Raw genomic sequence first — 17,720 nt, 5'->3', positions numbered from 1 at the left:
CCCGGTAGGAGCCAGATCGCACAACCCGCCTCGACACCCTGCTAGAGTCGTAACCGAACTGAGCCCCCTTAGCTCAGGGGATAGAGCAACGCCCTCCGGAGGCGTGTGCGCAGGTTCGAATCCTGCAGGGGGCACTCGAAAACCCATACCGGCCAGCGGATGCCCATAGCGTCCGCTGGTTTTTTCTTGCCCGCTCTCTTCTTGCGCACACCCGGTCCGCGCATTCTTGCGACCGTTGCACCGACGGCCGGGAGCGACCGCGACGACCACAATGGTCCCGGACCGGCAGGAGCCCACCCCTTCAGCACGCACGAAAGTGATCCCCGTCACCGGGAGCAGTCGTTGTGGGCGCCGGCAAGGTGGCTGCCGCGCACCGCACCCGCCGGCGATCGGTTCGACACCGGAAGAGGGCGTCCACCCGGGACTGCCCGCGTTCCTGCCGGTAGTCGCGGTGAGCGTGCTTCTCCTGCTGCGAAGACATGCTTTTCCCAATTTTTCCGGAGACGCTGTCGGCTGCGGTGGTGTCCGCGACCCGCAGGGGCGCCTCGGCCGCCGGCGTCTTTACCGTGCCGTACTCGGAAATACGTCCCGGACAGCGGCTTCGCCCTGGCGGACGCTCCCTGGGCAGCGGCGGAGTGTGCGTCACGAGCAGCCTCGGCGCGACGGGCTCGACCGGAGCCGCCCTTTGGCCCGTCGTCTCGGTACGGCAATGGGGTGCATCCCGGTTTCCTCACCCCCTGACGGCTGCCGGACGGCCGGGTAGGCTCGAAATTACCTCTTACCGCGCGGGGCGTCCGTTCCCCCCGCGAGCCGGACATCCGCGCCTTCCAGCGCCGCGGTGACGGTCTCCCCCTGTTGGAGGCGTCATAGGTCCGCGAACGAGAGGAAGAATCATGGACGAGCGGTTATCCGGACTGAGACGAGCGGCATCAGCGGCCGGCACGCGGGACCGGTCGGGCAGGAGCGGCAGCGATTTCGCCGAATTGTCCAGACGGGTGAACGGCGCGGGGCTCCTGAAACGACGCCCGTGGTACTACACCGCCCGGTTCATCCTGGTGGGCGCCCTCTTCGTCGGTGGCTGGACGGCATTCGTGCTGATCGGGGATTCCTGGTGGCAGATCCTGGTCGCGGCCTTCCTGGCAGTGGTCTTCACCCAGATGGGCCTGCTCGCCCATGACCTCGCGCACCGCCAGATCTTTCGCACCCGACGCCCCAGCGCCATCCTCGGCCGGGTGGTGGGCAACCTCGGCATCGGTATGGGTTACGGCTGGTGGATGGACAAGCACACGCGCCACCACGCCAACCCCAACCACGAGGACCTCGATCCCGACGTGGCCCCGGACGCGCTGGTGTGGTCCGACGGGCAGGCACAGCGGAGCCGGGGGGTGCCCCGGCTGTTGGGACGGTGGCAGGCCTACCTCTTCTTCCCGCTGCTCACTCTGGAGGGAATGAACCTCCATGTAGCCAGTGTCCGCGCGCTCTTCCGTCCCTCGCTGAAACAACGATGGATTGAGGCCGCGCTGCTGTTCGCCCACTTCGCGCTCTACATCGGTGTGCTGCTGCTGGTGCTCTCCCCGCTCAAGGCCCTGGTGTTCCTCGCCGTGAACCAGGGGCTGTTCGGCATCTACCTGGGGTGCGTGTTCGCACCCAACCACAAGGGGATGCCGACCCTGACCCGCGAAGACGAACTGGACTTCTTGCGCAAGCAGGTTCTGACCTCGCGCAACGTGCGAGGCGGCCGATTCGTGGACGCGGTGCTGGGCGGGCTCAACTACCAGATCGAGCATCACTTGTTCCCCAGCATGGCCACCCCGAACCTGCGCCGGGCGCAACCGATCGTGCGCGACTACTGCGCCGAACTGGGCGTGCCCTACCAGCAGACCGGGATGATCGACTCCTACGCCCAGGCCCTGCGGCACCTTCACCGGGTCGGCGCCCCGATCCGGAACGGCCTGCGCTCCCCGGCCCCCTCCGGCACCGGACGGCCCGATTCGCCAGGTTCCAAAGACACGGGGACGAAGACCGCCTAGACCGGTGCCTTCTCCCAGAGCAACCGGGTCGCCGAGCCCGGGTCCTCGATGACGGCCGGGGTCGGTTGGTCGAAACGCATGATGTGGCGGGTCCGCGGGTTCCACTGGGTCCAGCCGGGATCGCCGGTCGTGGCGAAGCGAATCCAGGCGTCGTGCATGGCAGTGGCCAGCTCACGGGGGGCGTCCGCGCCGACCAACCCCTCAAGGGCGGTCAGGGTGTCGAAGACGAAGCCGATCTCCAGCGCGTGGCAGGCGCCGAGCCCACCGCCGAGAACGGGGGTACGCCAGGCGAACTCGTAGCCGAACGTGCGCGCGGGAGCGTTCGCCCGCGCCTCGGCCACCCGATAGGCGGGAATGCGGTACGCCTGGTCGGTGATGACAGCGGCGAGGATGTCACCGGGGTGGTCGCTGCGGCAGGAGGTGGCGTAGACACGGACTGCTCCGGGATCGAGGCCGGCCCTGGAGAGGTGTCCGTCGAGGCGCTCCTCGGTGACGTGTGCGAGGAGCCCGTTGGCGACCAGGAGCAGCCGGTACTCGTCGCTGTTGGTACCGATGAGCAGGTCGACGTCGCCCCCCGCCCCCGCGGCGATGGCGTCGACCGGACGGGCGGGCACGAGGTTCCCGTCGACGACGGGGGCGAAGGGCAGCGGCAGGGAGCCTCCCGCGATCCGCTCCCCCCACACGGCGGGATCGGGCTCGGCCATGGCTTCCTTGGCCACCGCCGCCTGGGCCTCCAGTAGCGCCGCTACGGGCACGCGGCCCAATGCGGCGGCTGTGGGCTCGGTCCCCAACCGCTGGGCGAGGACCCCGGTGACCGTGGCGGCGTCGACCGGGTCGACGACGGTGGACCCGGCACCGGACTGGGCGGCGGCCCGGTGGAACAGGCCGCGTGCCCTGGGCATGGACAACAGCGTGCACACGCTCATCGCGCCCGCCGACTCCCCGAAAACGGTGACGTTGGCGGGGTCGCCGCCGAAATGCGCGATGTTGTCGCGCACCCACTCCAGTGCCGCGATCTGGTCGAGCAGCCCCAGGTTCGCCGGGGCGTCGGGGAACAGGCCGAAACCCTCGACGCCCAGCCGGTAGTTGAAACTGACCGCGACCACGCCGTCCCGGGCGAAGGCCGAACCGTCGTAGGCGGCTTCCGCACCGGAGCCGTTGGTGAACGCCCCTCCGTGGATCCACACCATGACGGGGAGCCCTGCGGCATCAGGGGCGGGGGTCCACACGTTCAGGTTGAGGTAGCCCGTACCGGGGACGGTCCGTTCCGGGAAGATCTCGGCGATACCGCCCGGGTAGGGGGCGCGCGGCGCGGTCGGGCCGAAGGCGTCCGTGGCGCGGACTCCCTGCCAGCGTTCGGGGGGTCGTGGGGGCCGGAATCGGTCGGGCCCGACAGGCGCGGTCGCGTAGGGGATTCCCCGGAACACCGACACGCCGTCGGCCCGGGTCCCTCGGACATTGCCGCGCGTCGTGGCCACGACCTCCACGGTCACCCCCTGTTTAACCGAAGTACTCGTTTCTTCCTACGTAGCCGAAGTGACGGCTGTCAATAGTCGGGAAACCGTTTGGTGGCACTCCCGATCCACGGATGCGCCAGGGCCGTCTCCTCGACCAGAACGCCGTTCGGCATGATGACGTTTGGTGGCCACTGGTCATCACGGACACCGCAGCAGGAACCGATGGAGGCGACAATGAGCACGTCGGCACCGACAGCAGCCCAGGCGCGCAAGGCATGGGCAGCGCTCGAACCTGTTCACACGATGATCTACTTCGCGCCGGAGGCAAGCGCGGCGTACGAGGCGATCGGCCTGGAGCCGACGGTCATGGGGTACTTCGCGTCACGCTCGGCGCCCCTCGGTGCGGTGGGCGCCGGACCGGTGACATCGGCCTTCTACAACTTCAACCCCGTCCTTGTCGCCGAGGCCGTGCCGCGGGCGTGGACGCTGGCCTCTCCCCGAACCGTGATCAGGACCAGGGTGAAGGCGGCGGACACCGCCCTGCGTTCGATGGCCGAGGAGAAGGTCCTCTTCTCCGAGGGCCTCGCAGAGGCCGCGGAGCTGGCCCGCACGGCGGCCCTGGAGGCCGGCCGTCACTCCCAGGGCCGCACCCTGTTCGGGGCGTACGCGGAACTGGAGTGGCCCGAGGAACCGCACCTGGTGCTGTGGCACGCCCAGACCCTGTTGCGCGAGTTCCGCGGGGACGGGCACTTGGCGGCGCTCCTACTGGCCGGCCTCGACCCGGTGGAATCACTGGTGACCCACGCAGCGACGGGCCGGGCGAATGCCCGGGCGCTGCGTGTGACCAGGGCCTGGAGCACCGACGAGTGGGCCGCCGCCACCGACCGGTTGGCGGCTCGGGGCATGGTCGCATCGGCCTATGACGGCTCCACCGTGCTCACCGAGGCCGGGCTGGGGCAGCGCGAGGAGATCGAGGCACACACCGACTCACTGGCCCTGGCGCCCTATGCCGCGCTGGGCAGCGCGGGGTGCGAACGGTTGATCACCCTGGCCGCGCCGCTGGTCTCGGCCATCGTCGCCGCCAAGATCCTGCCGGGCACCCGGCGCCGCTGAGCGCAGCGGGCCCGCGCCCCTCGATCACCCGGGAATCGTCGCCCTCTCCCGCTCCCCGCCGCAGGTCCTGAGGCAACGTCTCAGGGTGTCCGTCCCGCGGCGGGGCCGCCGGGGTTTTCGTCCCTTCCCACAGGTGGCCCCTTGCGCGCTGCCGGTATCCCGAACTCTCCGTATGGCGCCGCTCACTCCCCTGTCCGGCGATAGCGGGCAACTCTCCCCTCTCGCCACTTCGTTCTCATCAAAACCTGGGGTAACAGAGCATTCTCCTAGTCTCGCGAATCCCGGCCTGAGACACTGGGAACCGCGGTCACCTGGTCAAACGTGCCCCCTTTGCGCCAGAAGTCGGCAAATCCGCCATCCTGCGCGAGAAAGCGCGCGGTGCGAAACACCCGCGCAATGTCGACGTCCCCCGGCCAGAGCCCCGCTGTATCCCAGCGGCGGCCGGGAACGGGCCGCACAGCCGCTGCCGCGAGTACGGCGCACCGAGCCGACCGGCTCGCACCAGCACCGCCGGTCGGCGTCGACTGCTGCCCGCCACCGGCGTACAGGGCAGTGACCTGGACGAAAACGTCCCACGAACGGTCGTCGCCGTCCTGGCCACGGCGGCTGTCCCCCGCCCGGGGAAGCTCATCCCAACTCAACGGCGTAAGAGGGCGCCCAATCGTGGTGCTCCTGTCACAGATGTGAAACGAGGGGCCCATGCGAGTGCGACAGACCAGCAAACGCGGAGTCGGCGCATACAACGAAGACCGCGTCGCCGCGGCCGGGGAGTGGGCGTTCGTTCTGGACGGAGCGACCGCGCCGTCCGGCGTGGAGAGCGGCTGCATTCACGGCGTCACCTGGCTGGTGGACCGGCTCTCCGAATCACTGCAGGCCCTCATGGACACCGATATGTCCCTGGCCGACGTGCTGGCGTGCGCGATCTCGCGTGTGCGGTACGCACATGGCGGCCACTGCGACCTGGCCAACCCTGACAGTCCCTCGGCGACGGCGGCGTTGGCACGGCACAGCGACCAGGGATTGGACTATCTGGTGCTGGCCGATTCCGCCGTGCTGTTCGCGCTGGAGGACGGTGGCGTCCGCGCGGTCAGCGACACCCGGGTGGACCGGCTGCCGGGAGGCCGCCCCTACCCGCGGCAACTGGTGCGCGCCTCCCGTAACACCCCGGGGGGCTTCTGGGTGGCCAGCACCGCACCGGAAGCAGCCTACGAGGCGGTGACGGGAACGGTCCGGACCAACGAGTTCGCGCTGTTGTCGGACGGCTGCACCCGGCTGGTGGAGTACTACGGCCACAGCTGGGAGGCGGTGTGGAACCATCTCCGGGTGCGTGGGCCGAAGGCACTCGTGGACTGGGTCCGCGCAGAGGAACGCAGCAAAGGCGTCCCTCTTGGCAAAGTGCACGACGATGCCACCGCGCTGCACGCCCGCCTGGCCGCGCAGCCCGTCCGCAGTCTGGCGCCGCTCGGCGGCTGAGTACTGCCCTTCGACGCACCCGTCGGCATCCGATGTGGCGCTGCCCAGGGAAACCGTGTGGAATGAGTACCGTGGCACGCGGACGACTACGCATCTACCTGGGCGCTGCCCCCGGTGTCGGCAAGACCTACGCGGCGCTGGGCGAGGCCCGCCGGCGCCGCGAGCGGGGCGCCGACGTCGTGGTCGGCCTCGCCGAGACACACGGGCGCGTCCAGACGGCCGAGCTGCTCGATGGGCTCGAAGTACTGGCGCGCCGCGTGGAACGCAAGGGGGCCGTCGGTGAACTGGACCTGGACGCGCTGATCGCACGCCGTCCCGCGGTCGCGGTCGTGGACGAGATCGCCCGCACCAACTCCTCCGGCTCGCGCAACGCCAAGCGCTGGCAGGACGTGGAGGAGTTGCTGGACGCCGGAATCGACGTGATCTCCACGGTGAACGTGCACCACCTGGAGTCGCTCACCGACGTGGCGCAGCAGATCACCGGCGTGTACCAGCAGGAGACCGTGCCCGACGACGTGGTGCGCCGCGCCGACCAGATCGAGCTGTGCGACATGTCCCCCACTGCACTGCGCAGGCGAATGTCGCACGGCAACGTCTACTCCGCCGACAAGGTGGACGCGGCACTGTCCAACTACTTCCGCGAAGGCAACCTGACCGCACTGCGCGAACTGGCGCTGTTGTGGGTGGCCGACCGTGTGGACGAGGGATTGGCCCGTTACCGGGGCGCGCACAACATCCGGCTGACCTGGGAGGCCCGAGAGCGGGTGGTGGTGGCGCTCACCGGCGGCCCCGAAGGGGAGACGTTGATCCGACGGGCCGCCCGGATCGCCGCCCGGTCTCCCGGAGGCCGCCCCCAGCCCAGCCAGCTCATGGCGGTGCACGTGGTGTCCAGCGACGAACTGGCACGCACCCCACCGGAGACGCTGAGGGCGCAGCAGCGACTGCTCTCCGAACTGGGCGGCGGATATCACCAGGTCATCGGCGACAACGTCGCCGCTTCGCTGTTGGAGTTCGCGCGGGGCGTCAACGCCACGCAGATCGTTCTCGGGTCGTCGCGCAGGAGAGGGTGGCAATACCTCTTCGGTCCCGGAGTGGGCGCCGTGGTATCGCGTGACGCCGAAGACATCGACGTGCACATGGTGGGCCACGAGCATGCCGGCCGCGGCCGGGGGCCGCTCTCGATTCTCGGAGGCGGGTTGGGTCGCAATCGCACCGTGTGGGGCTGGCTGCTGGCCGTGGTTCTTCCGGTCGTGGTGACCCTGGCGCTGCGCGTCCCACCGCTGAACCTGCTCGACACGACGACCAACATCCTGCTGCACCTGCTGGTCACCGTTGCGGTGGCACTGGCCGGCGGTCTGTGGCCGGCCCTGTTCAGCGCGACGTGGAACACGGTACTGCTCGCCCTCTTCTTCAGCGCGCCCTCGGGGACCCTGACGGTTCCGCTGCTGGACAACGCCGCCGCACTGGTCGCATCGGTGATCGTGGGGGCAACCGTGGCGGTTGTGGTGGATCTGGCCGCGCGACGCTCGGCCCAGGCCGCGCTCGCCCGGGCGGAGGCTGGCGCGCTGAGCCTGTTGGCGAGCAGCGTCCTCGATGGCGACGAACCGGTCCCCGCCCTCCTGGGGCGGGTCCGCGAAACCTTCGGGCAGCGTTCGGCCGCCCTGCTGGAGCAGGGGGAGAACGGCCAGTGGCGAGTGGTCGACTCGACCGGACCGGAGCCGTGCACCGATCCCGGGCAGGCCGACGCGCTGGTGTCGGTGAGCGACTCCCTGGCGCTGGGACTGCGCGGACACGTCCTCCCGGCGTCGGACCGCCGGGTCCTGAGCGCCTTCGCCACAAGCGTGGGAATCGTGCTGGAGCGCCAGCGCCTGACCCGGGACGCGGCGGAGGCGCGTCGTCAGGCCGCGGGCAACCGGATCCGGACGGCTTTGCTGGCCGCCGTGTCGCATGATCTGCGTACCCCGTTGACCTCGGTCAAAGCCAGTGTGTCCAGCTTGCGTGCGACCGACATCGCACTGGACGAGGCCGACCGAACAGAGCTGCTGGAAACAATCGAGGAGTCCACCGATCGGCTGAACGGGCTCATCGACAACCTGTTGGACATGAGCCGCCTACAGACCGACTCCGTGTGCCCGCAGTTCAAGGAGGTAGGGCTGGAGGAGGTCGTCCCCAGGGCACTCATCGGAGTCCCCCAGGAGCTGGTGTCCGTGGACGTCCCCGAGCAGCTGGCCCGGGTGCGCTGCGACTCCGGCCTGCTGGAGCGGGCCGTGGCCAACGTGGTGGAGAACGCGGTACGGCACAATCCGGCGGGGGCGGCACCGGTGCGGGTCTCCGCCAGCGTCCTCGGGGCGATCGTGGAGCTGCGCGTGGGCGACCACGGCCCCGGTGTCCCCGACGAGTCCAAGGAACGGATCTTCGAGGCGTTCCAACGGCTGGGCGACACCCCGAGGGGAACCGGAATCGGATTGGGGCTGGCCGTGGCCCGCGGCTTCACCGAGGCGATGGACGGCTCGCTGGTCGCCGAGGACACGCCCGGCGGAGGACTGACGATGGTCTTCGCACTGCTTACGGGCGATGCGCGCCCCGTGTCCGGGAGCGACTGATGCGGATTCTGGTCGTGGACGACGACACCCAGATCGTGCGCGCCATGCGCATCAACCTTCGGGCACACGGCTATGAGGTGGACACGGCGGCCGACGGCGCGGGCGCGTTGGCCTCCGCGAGCAGGTGTCCTCCCGATGTCGTGCTCCTGGACCTGGGCCTGCCCGATATGGACGGGATGGCGGTGATCGAGAGGCTGCGCGGTTGGTCCACGATGCCCATCATCGTGCTCTCGGCACGGCATTCCGCCGCGGAGAAGGTCCGGGCGCTGGACGCCGGAGCCGACGACTACGTGACCAAGCCCTTCGGCATGGACGAGTTGTTGGCACGGATGCGTGCGGCGGCACGGCGCGCGGCCCCGGTGGCGGAGGCCCCCATGGTGCGTACAGCGGCGTTCACGGTGGACCTGAACGCGAAAAAGGTGCTGCGCGCGGGGCAGCCGGCAACGGAGATCCGGTTGACTCCCACCGAGTGGCACATCCTGGAGATCCTCGTCCGCAACAGTGGTCTGCTGATCAGTCAACGACAGCTGCTGCGCGAAGTGTGGGGCCCCGCTTACCAGAGCGAGACCAATTACCTGCGGGTCTATCTGGCCCAGCTGCGCCGCAAGCTCGAACCCGACCCTGCCCGACCGCGTTACCTGATCACCGAGGCGGGGATGGGGTATCGATTCGAGAAGAGGGAGTGACCGTTGACGTCGGTCGCCTCAGGGGCACGTGCGCGCTGTCCGGCAAGGGAACCGTCCCGGTCCTCGGAGGGCCGCTCCTGTCCGCGGGGGAAGGCCGGCCCGCCCGGGGCCGGGCGGCTCGGCGGGATCCGGTTCCTCCAGCGCTACGACTCGGCGAGCTCGACGACAGCGGCGTATTCCGGGGTCGCGGTCTGCTCCTTGTCGGCAAGGCCGACGGCGAGTAGTGGGGCGAGGGCCCGGCACCAGTCCATGAGGCGTTTGGGCGGCACACCGATCGCCGGGGCGAGGATCTCGACCCGCTCCCGCACCTCACCCACCGACGCCGCACGCCACACCGCCCAGTCGACGGCGTCGGCGGCCGGGTCCCCCACGCATCCGCGCGGATCGACGGCGACGAGACCACGCTCCGGCCCGCCCACCAGGACGTTGCCCGGGTGCAGGTCACCGTGCAGGGGAACGACGTTCTCCCTGGCGCAGGCCAGTGCACGGGCGAGCGCGTGCCCGTGGTGGACCATCGACGCGGGGACGACTTCGGCGGCCGGTCCTTCTGCGCGCCTGCGCTCCCAGAGCTCGAAGACGAAGTTGATCCGGATATCCAGCGGATACATCTCCCGCAGCACCGACTCAGGAGCAGGGACGGAGTGCAGTTCGGCGATGAGCTCACCGATATCGGTGAGCGGCGGGAGCACACCGCCCTGAGCGATGCTGTCACCCGGTTCGATGGCCTCCATGAGCAGACCGCCACGGCGGGGATCCACCCGGTAGACGTCGGGCACCCTCCGGGTGGGCGCCCACAGACCGAGGGTGCGACCCTCCATAGCGATCAACGCGGGGTCCGGGGACAGCTTGAGGATGGCCGCCGAACCGTCGGACTGTCGGCAGCGCACCACCACCGAGGTCTGCCCGTGCGGGGCCGCTCCCAGAAGGGTCAGCTCCCAGTCGTCGGCCAACTCCTGGGCTCGCGCCGGAAGGCCTTCGAGCCAGTTGAGCGCCCCTGCACCGAATCTGCGAACGATCCGGTCCCGCTGCCCACTGTCGATCAATTGCGCTGCGACGTCGTTCATACAACCCACCCTGTGACCTCTCCGTACCAGTACCCCTGCTTCCCCGTCTTGGGGAAATCACGCACGTCACCGGGGTTCGGCTTGACGTACGAACCATCAGTGACCTGGTCAGCGCGGCGGAAATGCAGCCGTGTACGCGCGAGCCCCCGGCCCGGACCGGCCCGTACAGGGCGACCGGTGGGTACGCGGTGGTTCGGCGGGCCCACTCCGGCCCCTGCTCGTTCCTCAACGGCGTGGCACCGGTCCGCGTCGCCTGCCGGAAGATCGGGGCTGCGGAAACCGTGCACCGGGTCACGGCCGGCTCCTGTCCACGGAACCGGGCGCGTCGTCGTTGCCGTTTGCACGCGACGGGTCCGGCTCGGTTCGAGCCGGACCACGCGGGGTACCGCGTGCTTTCCTCTGGCGAGGGCGCGGCGCTGATCCCCGGTCGGCGTTCCCATGACCGACCGAAGCACGGGGTCAGGCGGCAAGCCTGGCCTTCGCCGCACGGTGCTGTGCCAGCAGGGTGTCGATGACGACCGGGGAGGGCCCAAGCGGGGCGGTGACGCTCGTGGCACCGATGTCGCGAAGGCGGTCGAGGTCCGCCCCCTCCACCAGCTGCCAGGTGGCGACGGCGACCCGCTGGTGGCCGTTGCGGCGCAGCCGGTCCACGGCATCGGAGACCGAGGGCGCCCAGGCGTTGAGATAGCCGATCTGGACCGGGGCCTGGACGCGGCGGCTCAGCATGCGGGCGACATCGGTCACCTGGCGGCGGTCGTCGTTGCCGGGGCCGGCGTCGGCCGCGAGGACGACACCGTCCCCGGAACGCCAGCCCGCGGCACGCAGTCGGCCCACGAGCTTGGCGACGATCGAGGGGACCGCTCCCAGCGGCGCGGTTGCGCAGGCGTCGAAGCGGTCGGCGATGTTGAGCTCGGCGAACAGTTGTGCGCTGGCCATGTCCCCGCCGGCGAGGAAGGCGGGGACCGCCACCAGGGGACCGTCGACGGCCTCCACCGTCGCCTGGAGTTCAGCACGAGTACCAAAGGCCGTCAGCACGGGGGCCTCCCCGCGTTCGGCTACAGCGTCGGCCAGGTCGCGCAGCGCCTCCTTGCGATGCGCGTCACGTGAACCGTCTGCTACGAGAACCATGGTCGGGACCATATCCGCCTCCTCCAAAACCACCGAGTACCCCTGCTCGTTAATGCCGAGGCTAATGAGCAGGGGTTTCACACGAATGAAGCCGTGTTACACACGTGAAAACAGCGTGCAATGACAACATCAACCCTGTTCAAAGGGACCGCGAAAGACCGTTTGCGCGACCACTCTGGCGCGGAAACGAGAGGAATCCCACCCGCTCTACCTGCACCGAACAACCGCACTCCGCTGAGGATAACCGAGAGCAATTGGCTTTTCCAGATCACAGGGATGTTACGCCGATCACTCGACACGCGTTCTCCCTAAAGCCGAACCCAGCCCCACTGGGGCAATGGAGGACCTGAGCACTCCTAATTACCAACCTCTCTAGAGAGATTCCGGCCGACAGGCGTTCGCCATTGCCAAGAACGGCGCCGGGGAACTTGAAAATACCCATCTGCGACCACGATTTAACATTTTCTCCCACGGTCGGATCGCAAATTAGCGGAAACTCAAAGAATTCACCCCAGCCCCACCAGCAATTCCCCACCCCTCTGGCAACCGGCTTATCGCAGGTCAGCGGGCAGTTATCAGCCTTCTCGGGATTTAACCGAGCTGATTCACCTTGGGAAACGACTAGCGATGGGAACCGTTTCACGCGCTGCCCCGGCAAGCGGCTTCTTCGCGGCACATCCGGGCGCTTGACCGGTACGCACCTGGTCAGTAGGGAGCCGAGAACGATCGGCCACAACCGGCCGTGCCCGACAGGAGTAATGGGGGCACGGCGGCGTCGATCATGGCGAGCGACAACCACACAACCTCGCTGAACTGGCACAACGGATCGACGACGGGGATCTGGGACGGCCAGGCGGTGATACGCGGAGCAACAGTAGGTGATCCCCGGAGGGTTGACCGACCGCGTTGCCAGGAAGACCCCGGTCAGGACACAGTGGCGCGCCCTGCCGGCGGGCCGGGACGAACACAGGAGGAGTGCTGGTGGCCCAAAGCGCCCATGACGAACTGATCCGCCGCGACCCCGGGATCCCCGGACTGGGCGTGCTGCTCGACCCCACGGCCGTTCTGGACGCGGTCCACGCGCTACTTCCTCGCGGCGTCGAGCGACCGTCCGCCGCACGCGCGGCCTACCTGCACTATCAACCGGGCGTCCGGTTGACCGCAGGGCTGGTGCTCGACTACCCGAGCGGTCCCGAGTGGGCCTTCGCGCGTGCGTTCTCGGCAGGGGACAGCGGTACTCGGATCGCCGAGGAGGCCGACTACGCGCGCAGATGGGCTCCACAGCCGGGAGCACACTCGGTGGACGTGAACGCTCTCGTCGACCCCCGACTGCGCGGACCGCTCAACGACCCCGCCACCGGCGTGGTAATGGGCCCCCCGGTGGACGACCGCTCCGTTCCCGCGGCCCGGCACTTCGCATCCAGCCCACACGGTTTCGCGGCAGGGCCGGGAAGTTCGGTGCACACCCTCGCCTACCAACCGGGACGACGCTGGGTGGGGCGCGTCGACGACGCCTGGCACACACCGCGACACGTGGTCCGCGCCTATGCCGGCAGCGTCAACGTCGCCGCCTACCTGGCGCTGGCGGCAGCCGGGCTACCGGTACCGGACCTGGTCCGGGTGAGCCGGTACGGACTGCTGGCACTGAGCTGGACACCGGGCGAACCGCTGGACCGGGTGACGGGAGAACGCGAGGAGGCTCTTCGCGAAGCCGGCGGGCTCCTCGCCCGGATCCATGCCGTGACACCACCGCGGGAACTCTCCCGGTCCGACGCTTCCGGGGCGCCGGTGGCCGCCGCCACCGTCCTGGCCGGCATCCTCCCCGGCTTGGCAGCCCGGGCGGAGGCGGTCGCACGGCGGTGCGGGGAGGCGTTGCGGAGCTTGGCGGCCCCGCAGGTACTGTCGCACGGCGACTTCCGCGCCGAGCAGGTGGTGCGCGGCGAGCAGGGCCTGGCCCTGGTCGACCTGGACCGGGTGCGCATGGCACATCCCGCCTCGGATCTCGCCGACTTCGCGGCGGCCGATTACCTCCACGGGCGCGCGATGGGAACCGACCCGACTGCGACCCTGGGGCCGCTTCTTGCGGGCTACGTGGACGAATCGACACCGGATCTGGCATTGGCGGTGCGACGCGGCCTCGGGGTATTCACCGCAGCCTCATTACTGCGTCGGGCCGGGGAGCCCTTCTGCACCGGCGCGCCCAACTGGGACACGCGAGCGGAGTCCATGGTCGGGCTGGCCGAGGAGCTACTGGCAGCGGACTGATTCCGCTCCGTGTCGGTCGGCATTGCACACCGCTCACAGCCACTCGCAGCGAGTTAATGTTTCCGCAAGTCAAGTCATTGATTTTGTTTTGAGTCCAAAAAGAATTCATTTCTTAATCAACGACTGCGTTTACTCACGGTAATCAGCAAAAAAGACTTTAGTCCCTTCCCCCAAGAAACGTGATGAGCTAATGCAGGAAATCCAGCATTTCTCTTATGGCTTCGTGACTCCGGGCCTGGCCTACCTGGTCTCGTTCGTCGGGTCACTGCTCGGGCTGGCAGCAACCTCAAGGGCGCGAACTGGAGAGGGGGCGATCCGGTGGGTCTGGCTCGGAGTCGGCGCGATCTCCATCGGTTTCACCGGGATCTGGGCGATGCACTTCATCGCGATGGTCGGCTTCGGCGCCCCGGGCGTCTCCATCCGCTACGACATGCTGCTCACCGTCCTCAGCGCGCTGCTGGCGACCGCATTCGTGGGCGTCGGACTCACCATGGTGACCCTGCTGGACCAGAGCGCCAAATCACTGCTGCTCGCCGGCACGATCACCGGCCTGGGGGTGGCGGGCATGCACTACACGGGCGTGGCCTCGATGCGGCTCAACGGTCACCTGACGCACGACTACGTGTTCGTGGCCGTTGCGGTGGTGATCGCTGTCGTGGCGGCGACCGCCGCGCTGTGGGCGATCCTGAACGTACGGGGCAAGCTGGCCACCGTCGGCGCGGCGCTGGTGATGGGCGTCGCCGTCTCCTCGATGCACTACGTGGGAATGCTGGGCATGGGGGTTGAAGCCCACACCGGGACGACCGCGGCGCTGACGGCGCTGGACGGCGCTGGAGCGTCAGACGTCTTCGTTCCGCTCAGTGTGGCCCTGACCGTGTTCTCGGTGCTGTTGGCACTCGTCGTCATCCTGTCCCCGAGCGCGGAGGAGGTCGCCGAGGAACAGCGGGTGACCGCCGAGTTGAACCGGCTCACCTCAGCGGCCCTCGACGGCGACGCCTCCTTCTCGCCCGGCGCTTCCGGTGGCCGGCACGAACGGCGCTGACCCACGCGTCCCGATGGTGGTGCGTGCACCACCATCGATGGGGTGAACGGGTGCGGTTCGACCGCGTTCACTTGCCATCGGCAGGCTCGGCTCCCACACTGTTGGGTAAAGACGCGGGGCCGCGGGGCCGCCCTGACGAGTCGGCCGATGTGCCCGTCACCAGCCACCCCGACCGATGGCACCCGCCACCACCGGATCGAACTGGAGTTGACGATGGCTGTCCACCCGCAGGCGCGAACTGTGGCGGAGGCCTTCCTCCTCGATGCCGACCAGGAGGCGCCCGGCCTGGTCGAAGGCCTCTACCTCACCGGTTCGGTGGCCCTTGGCGATTACCGGCCCCGGACCAGCGACGTCGACTTCGTGGTGGTGACCCGTCAGCGCCTGGACTGTGCCCAGAACGCCGCGCTGCGGCGGGTGCACTCCAGGATGCGGTCCCGGTTCCCCCACCCCCAGTTCAACGGTATCCACGTGGCCTGGGACGACCTCACCCACGACCCTCAGCACTGTGGGCCGGTGGCCTCGGTGCTGGGCGGGCGTTTCCGGACCAGGGCGGGTGCCGACGTCAACCCGGTGACCTGGCACGTGCTCGCCGAGCGCGGAGTCCCCGTCCGCGGACCGCACCCGCTCGAACTGGACGTCTGGGACGAGCGCGCAAGCCTGCAGGCATGGTCGCTGGGCAGCCTCGACCAGCACTGGCGACGCTGGCGGGCCAAGGCCGGACGCCTGGTCACACCGCGCGGCCTGGCCGCCCTGGGGTCGCTGGCCCCGTCCTGGAGCGTGCTCAGTGTGAGCCGGCTGCACTTCACCCTGCGCACCGGGGAGATCACCTCGAAATCGGGGGCCGGCTTCTACGCGCTGCACGCCTTCCCCGACCGCTGGGAACGCATTGTCAACGAGTGCCTACGCGTACGCCGGAACTCGGCGCTGCCCTCGCTGTACGAGAACGCGCTGGCACGGCGGCGTGCGGCACTGGACTACATCGAGATGGTGCTGGACGACGCGTTGGCCACCAGTCCGGCCTGACGCCGTTGCGCCCGCTCGCCCTCGATCGCCGCAGTCTCCGGCCGATCCGGCGGGGCTAACCTGTGAGCCATGACCAAGCGCCCCATCGTCCTCTTCGGCGAGCCCGTCCTCACCGCGCCGACAACCCCGATCACCACGTTCGATCGTCATACCGAAGCCCTGGTCCGCGACCTTTTGGACACCGTTGACGCCCCTGGCCGGGCAGGGGTCGCCGCCACCCAGATCGGGGTCGGGCTGCGCGCGTTCAGCTATAGCGTCGAGGGTGACATCGGCTACGTGATCAACCCCGTGGTCGTGGAGCGCTCGGAAGAAATCCAGGACGGCAACGAAGGCTGCCTCTCCGTACCCGGGCTCTGGTACCCCACCAAGCGCTCGCAGTATGCCGTGGTCAACGGAGTCGACCTGCGCAACGAACCCGTCACCGTAAAGGGCAGTGGGCTGCTGGCACGCTGCCTCCAGCATGAGACCGATCACCTCGACGGCATGCTCTACCTCGACCGGCTGGACCGGGACAGCCGCAGGGAGGCGATGGGCGAGGTCCGCAGGGCCGAGTGGTTCCTGCGCACGCAGGCGCCGGCCCCCAGTACTCTCCCGTCAGCTTTTGGTGGTTTGGGGTAGTTTCGGACTTTTAAGGTCACAAATTAGGACACCGACTAGGCAGATAACGGGGAGATCTCGTAGGGTCTGCTGAAGCATCACGTGGCCCACCGGAACTATTCGCCCCTTCGAAGCGAGGCCACAGGTCCGCCCCACGGAGCAACTCACTGTGATCAGAAACCACGAACCCGTCTTCACGCGTGCCCGCCGTCGCGGCGCCGTCGTCACCGCGCTGCTCACCGCGGCGCTGGTCGCACTGCCGGCCACCGCGCACGCCGACCCGGAAGACGAGGAAATCACCCTCGAAGAACTCAACGAGCAGGCCGAGACGCTGGAAGAGGAGTACGACGGCGAGCTTCGCCAGTACACCAGCGCGAAGCAGGAGGCCGAAAAGGCCGAGGCCAAGCTGGAGAAAATCGAGCGCCGACTGAAGTCCTCGCGTGGAAGCGTGGCCAGCCTCGCCGCGGCCCAGTACAAGAGCAGCGGACTCGACCCCTCCATCGAGATCGCGTTGAGCAGCTCGCCCGACGACATGCTCGGCGACGCAGCCCTGCTCGGCCAGATCTCGCACAGCAACGGCTCCCGGGTCAGCAACCTTCAAGAGGTGCAGGTCGAGGCCGAGGAGGCCGACAAGGAGGCCAAGAGCAAGCTCAAGGAGGCCAAGGAACTGGTCGACGAGCTGAAGGGCCAGCGCGACGAGGTCAAGGAAAAAATCGCGAAGTACGAGGCCGAGCAGGTACCCGAGCCCGCCGCCGGCGGCGGTGGCAGCGGTGGCGGGAGCGGCAACGGGTCTGTTCCCGACAGTGCGCGGGGCCCCGGTTTCGACGGCGTGACCCCACGGATGGCGGCCATCCGCGACGAGATCATCGGCGAGTTCGGCGCTCCCTACCCCGTGGGCTGCCTGCGCCCCGGCGACTCCGGCGAGCACGGGTCCGGACGCGCCTGCGACTTCATGATGAGCGCCGGTGGTGCGGCGCCCAGCGCGGCGAACCAGCAGTTGGGCACCCAGATCGCCGAGTACGCCAAGAACAACGCCGACCGCCTCGGCGTGATGTACGTGATCTGGGAACAGAAGATCTGGGACTCCCGCAACCCCGGCGCCGGCTGGAAGCCGATGTCGGACCGGGGCAGCATCACCCAGAACCACTACGACCACCCGCACGTCTCTTCCTACTAGAGACGGCGCCGTGTGCGCCCGCCGGCTCGTTTCCCTGGATCCGGGGGGCGCACACGACCGGG

The 17,720-nt window shown here is 68.9% G+C and carries 13 protein-coding genes and 1 tRNA gene; 11 read left to right on the top strand and 3 right to left on the bottom strand.

Annotated features, from left to right (window positions below):
• Positions 1-62 precede the first annotated feature (62 nt).
• Together QSJ59_RS23370 and QSJ59_RS23365 are read left to right on the top strand one after the other, a co-directional pair.
• Positions 63-134 (top strand) — tRNA-Arg (locus QSJ59_RS23370).
• A 759-nt stretch (positions 135-893) separates the two neighbouring features.
• The gene (locus QSJ59_RS23365; protein WP_285761913.1) at positions 894-2,030 is read left to right on the top strand and encodes a fatty acid desaturase family protein; all 1,137 of its coding nucleotides are present in this window, start codon (positions 894-896) and stop codon (positions 2,028-2,030) included.
• Here the strand turns inward: QSJ59_RS23365 and QSJ59_RS23360 are convergent.
• Positions 2,027-3,508, bottom strand: coding sequence for a carboxylesterase/lipase family protein (locus QSJ59_RS23360; RefSeq protein ID WP_349497233.1), 1,482 nt, complete (start codon positions 3,506-3,508; stop codon positions 2,027-2,029). The genes QSJ59_RS23365 and QSJ59_RS23360 overlap by 4 nt on opposite strands.
• 213 nt (positions 3,509-3,721) lie before the next feature.
• Between QSJ59_RS23360 and QSJ59_RS23355 the strand changes: the two genes are divergently transcribed.
• The 4 genes from QSJ59_RS23355 (at position 3,722) to QSJ59_RS23340 (ending at position 9,362) form a co-directional block, all read left to right on the top strand.
• Positions 3,722-4,600, top strand: a complete 879-nt coding sequence (locus QSJ59_RS23355) for an SCO6745 family protein (RefSeq protein ID WP_285761912.1) — start codon at positions 3,722-3,724, stop codon at positions 4,598-4,600.
• Between the two features lie 699 nt (positions 4,601-5,299).
• Positions 5,300-6,073 (top strand): protein phosphatase 2C domain-containing protein, encoded by a 774-nt coding sequence (locus tag QSJ59_RS23350; RefSeq protein ID WP_285761911.1) that lies wholly within the window; start codon positions 5,300-5,302, stop codon positions 6,071-6,073.
• A gap of 62 nt (positions 6,074-6,135) precedes the next feature.
• The gene (locus QSJ59_RS23345; protein WP_285761910.1) at positions 6,136-8,676 is read left to right on the top strand and encodes an ATP-binding protein; all 2,541 of its coding nucleotides are present in this window, start codon (positions 6,136-6,138) and stop codon (positions 8,674-8,676) included.
• Positions 8,676-9,362, top strand: a complete 687-nt coding sequence (locus tag QSJ59_RS23340) for a response regulator (protein ID WP_285761909.1) — start codon at positions 8,676-8,678, stop codon at positions 9,360-9,362. The genes QSJ59_RS23345 and QSJ59_RS23340 overlap by 1 nt, the downstream gene beginning before the upstream one ends.
• A gap of 143 nt (positions 9,363-9,505) precedes the next feature.
• Here QSJ59_RS23340 and QSJ59_RS23335 read toward each other — a convergent pair whose 3' ends face one another.
• Positions 9,506-10,426: an aminoglycoside phosphotransferase family protein gene (locus tag QSJ59_RS23335; protein WP_285761908.1), complete on the bottom strand. Its 921-nt coding sequence runs from the start codon at positions 10,424-10,426 to the stop codon at positions 9,506-9,508.
• A 459-nt stretch (positions 10,427-10,885) separates the two neighbouring features.
• Positions 10,886-11,566 (bottom strand): sirohydrochlorin chelatase, encoded by a 681-nt coding sequence (locus QSJ59_RS23330; RefSeq protein ID WP_285761907.1) that lies wholly within the window; start codon positions 11,564-11,566, stop codon positions 10,886-10,888.
• A 969-nt stretch (positions 11,567-12,535) separates the two neighbouring features.
• Here QSJ59_RS23330 and QSJ59_RS23325 point away from each other — a divergent pair.
• The 5 genes from QSJ59_RS23325 (at position 12,536) to QSJ59_RS23305 (ending at position 17,658) form a co-directional block, all read left to right on the top strand.
• Entirely contained in the window at positions 12,536-13,819 is a 1,284-nt protein-coding gene (locus QSJ59_RS23325) for a phosphotransferase (RefSeq protein ID WP_285761906.1), read from the top strand.
• A 223-nt stretch (positions 13,820-14,042) separates the two neighbouring features.
• Complete coding sequence (locus tag QSJ59_RS23320) at positions 14,043-14,861, top strand: MHYT domain-containing protein (protein WP_285761905.1); 819 nt, start codon at positions 14,043-14,045, stop codon at positions 14,859-14,861.
• Between the two features lie 213 nt (positions 14,862-15,074).
• A complete protein-coding gene (locus QSJ59_RS23315) occupies positions 15,075-15,884 on the top strand; it encodes a nucleotidyltransferase domain-containing protein (protein WP_285761989.1) in 810 nt (269 codons plus the stop codon).
• Between the two features lie 69 nt (positions 15,885-15,953).
• Positions 15,954-16,502 (top strand): peptide deformylase, encoded by a 549-nt coding sequence (gene def, locus QSJ59_RS23310; RefSeq protein WP_285761904.1) that lies wholly within the window; start codon positions 15,954-15,956, stop codon positions 16,500-16,502.
• Positions 16,503-16,650: 148 nt separating this feature from the next.
• Positions 16,651-17,658, top strand: a complete 1,008-nt coding sequence (locus QSJ59_RS23305) for a coiled-coil domain-containing protein (protein WP_432707527.1) — start codon at positions 16,651-16,653, stop codon at positions 17,656-17,658.
• Positions 17,659-17,720: the final 62 nt, after the last annotated feature.

The organism is Nocardiopsis ansamitocini, assembly GCF_030268225.1.
Classification (GTDB): Bacteria; Actinomycetota; Actinomycetes; order Streptosporangiales; family Streptosporangiaceae; genus Nocardiopsis_D; species Nocardiopsis_D ansamitocini.
This window is presented reverse-complemented; position numbering and strand designations above follow the sequence as displayed.

Coding starts and splice junctions, on each gene's coding strand:
- QSJ59_RS23315 (WP_285761989.1), top strand. CDS start 15,075: ATGGCTGTCCACCCGCAGGCGCGAACTGTGGCGGAGGCCTTCCTCCTC.
- QSJ59_RS23350 (WP_285761911.1), top strand. CDS start 5,300: ATGCGAGTGCGACAGACCAGCAAACGCGGAGTCGGCGCATACAACGAA.
- QSJ59_RS23355 (WP_285761912.1), top strand. CDS start 3,722: ATGAGCACGTCGGCACCGACAGCAGCCCAGGCGCGCAAGGCATGGGCA.
- QSJ59_RS23365 (WP_285761913.1), top strand. CDS start 894: ATGGACGAGCGGTTATCCGGACTGAGACGAGCGGCATCAGCGGCCGGC.
- QSJ59_RS23345 (WP_285761910.1), top strand. CDS start 6,136: ATGAGTACCGTGGCACGCGGACGACTACGCATCTACCTGGGCGCTGCC.
- QSJ59_RS23340 (WP_285761909.1), top strand. CDS start 8,676: ATGCGGATTCTGGTCGTGGACGACGACACCCAGATCGTGCGCGCCATG.
- QSJ59_RS23330 (WP_285761907.1), bottom strand. CDS start 11,566: ATGGTCCCGACCATGGTTCTCGTAGCAGACGGTTCACGTGACGCGCAT.
- QSJ59_RS23335 (WP_285761908.1), bottom strand. CDS start 10,426: ATGAACGACGTCGCAGCGCAATTGATCGACAGTGGGCAGCGGGACCGG.
- def (WP_285761904.1), top strand. CDS start 15,954: ATGACCAAGCGCCCCATCGTCCTCTTCGGCGAGCCCGTCCTCACCGCG.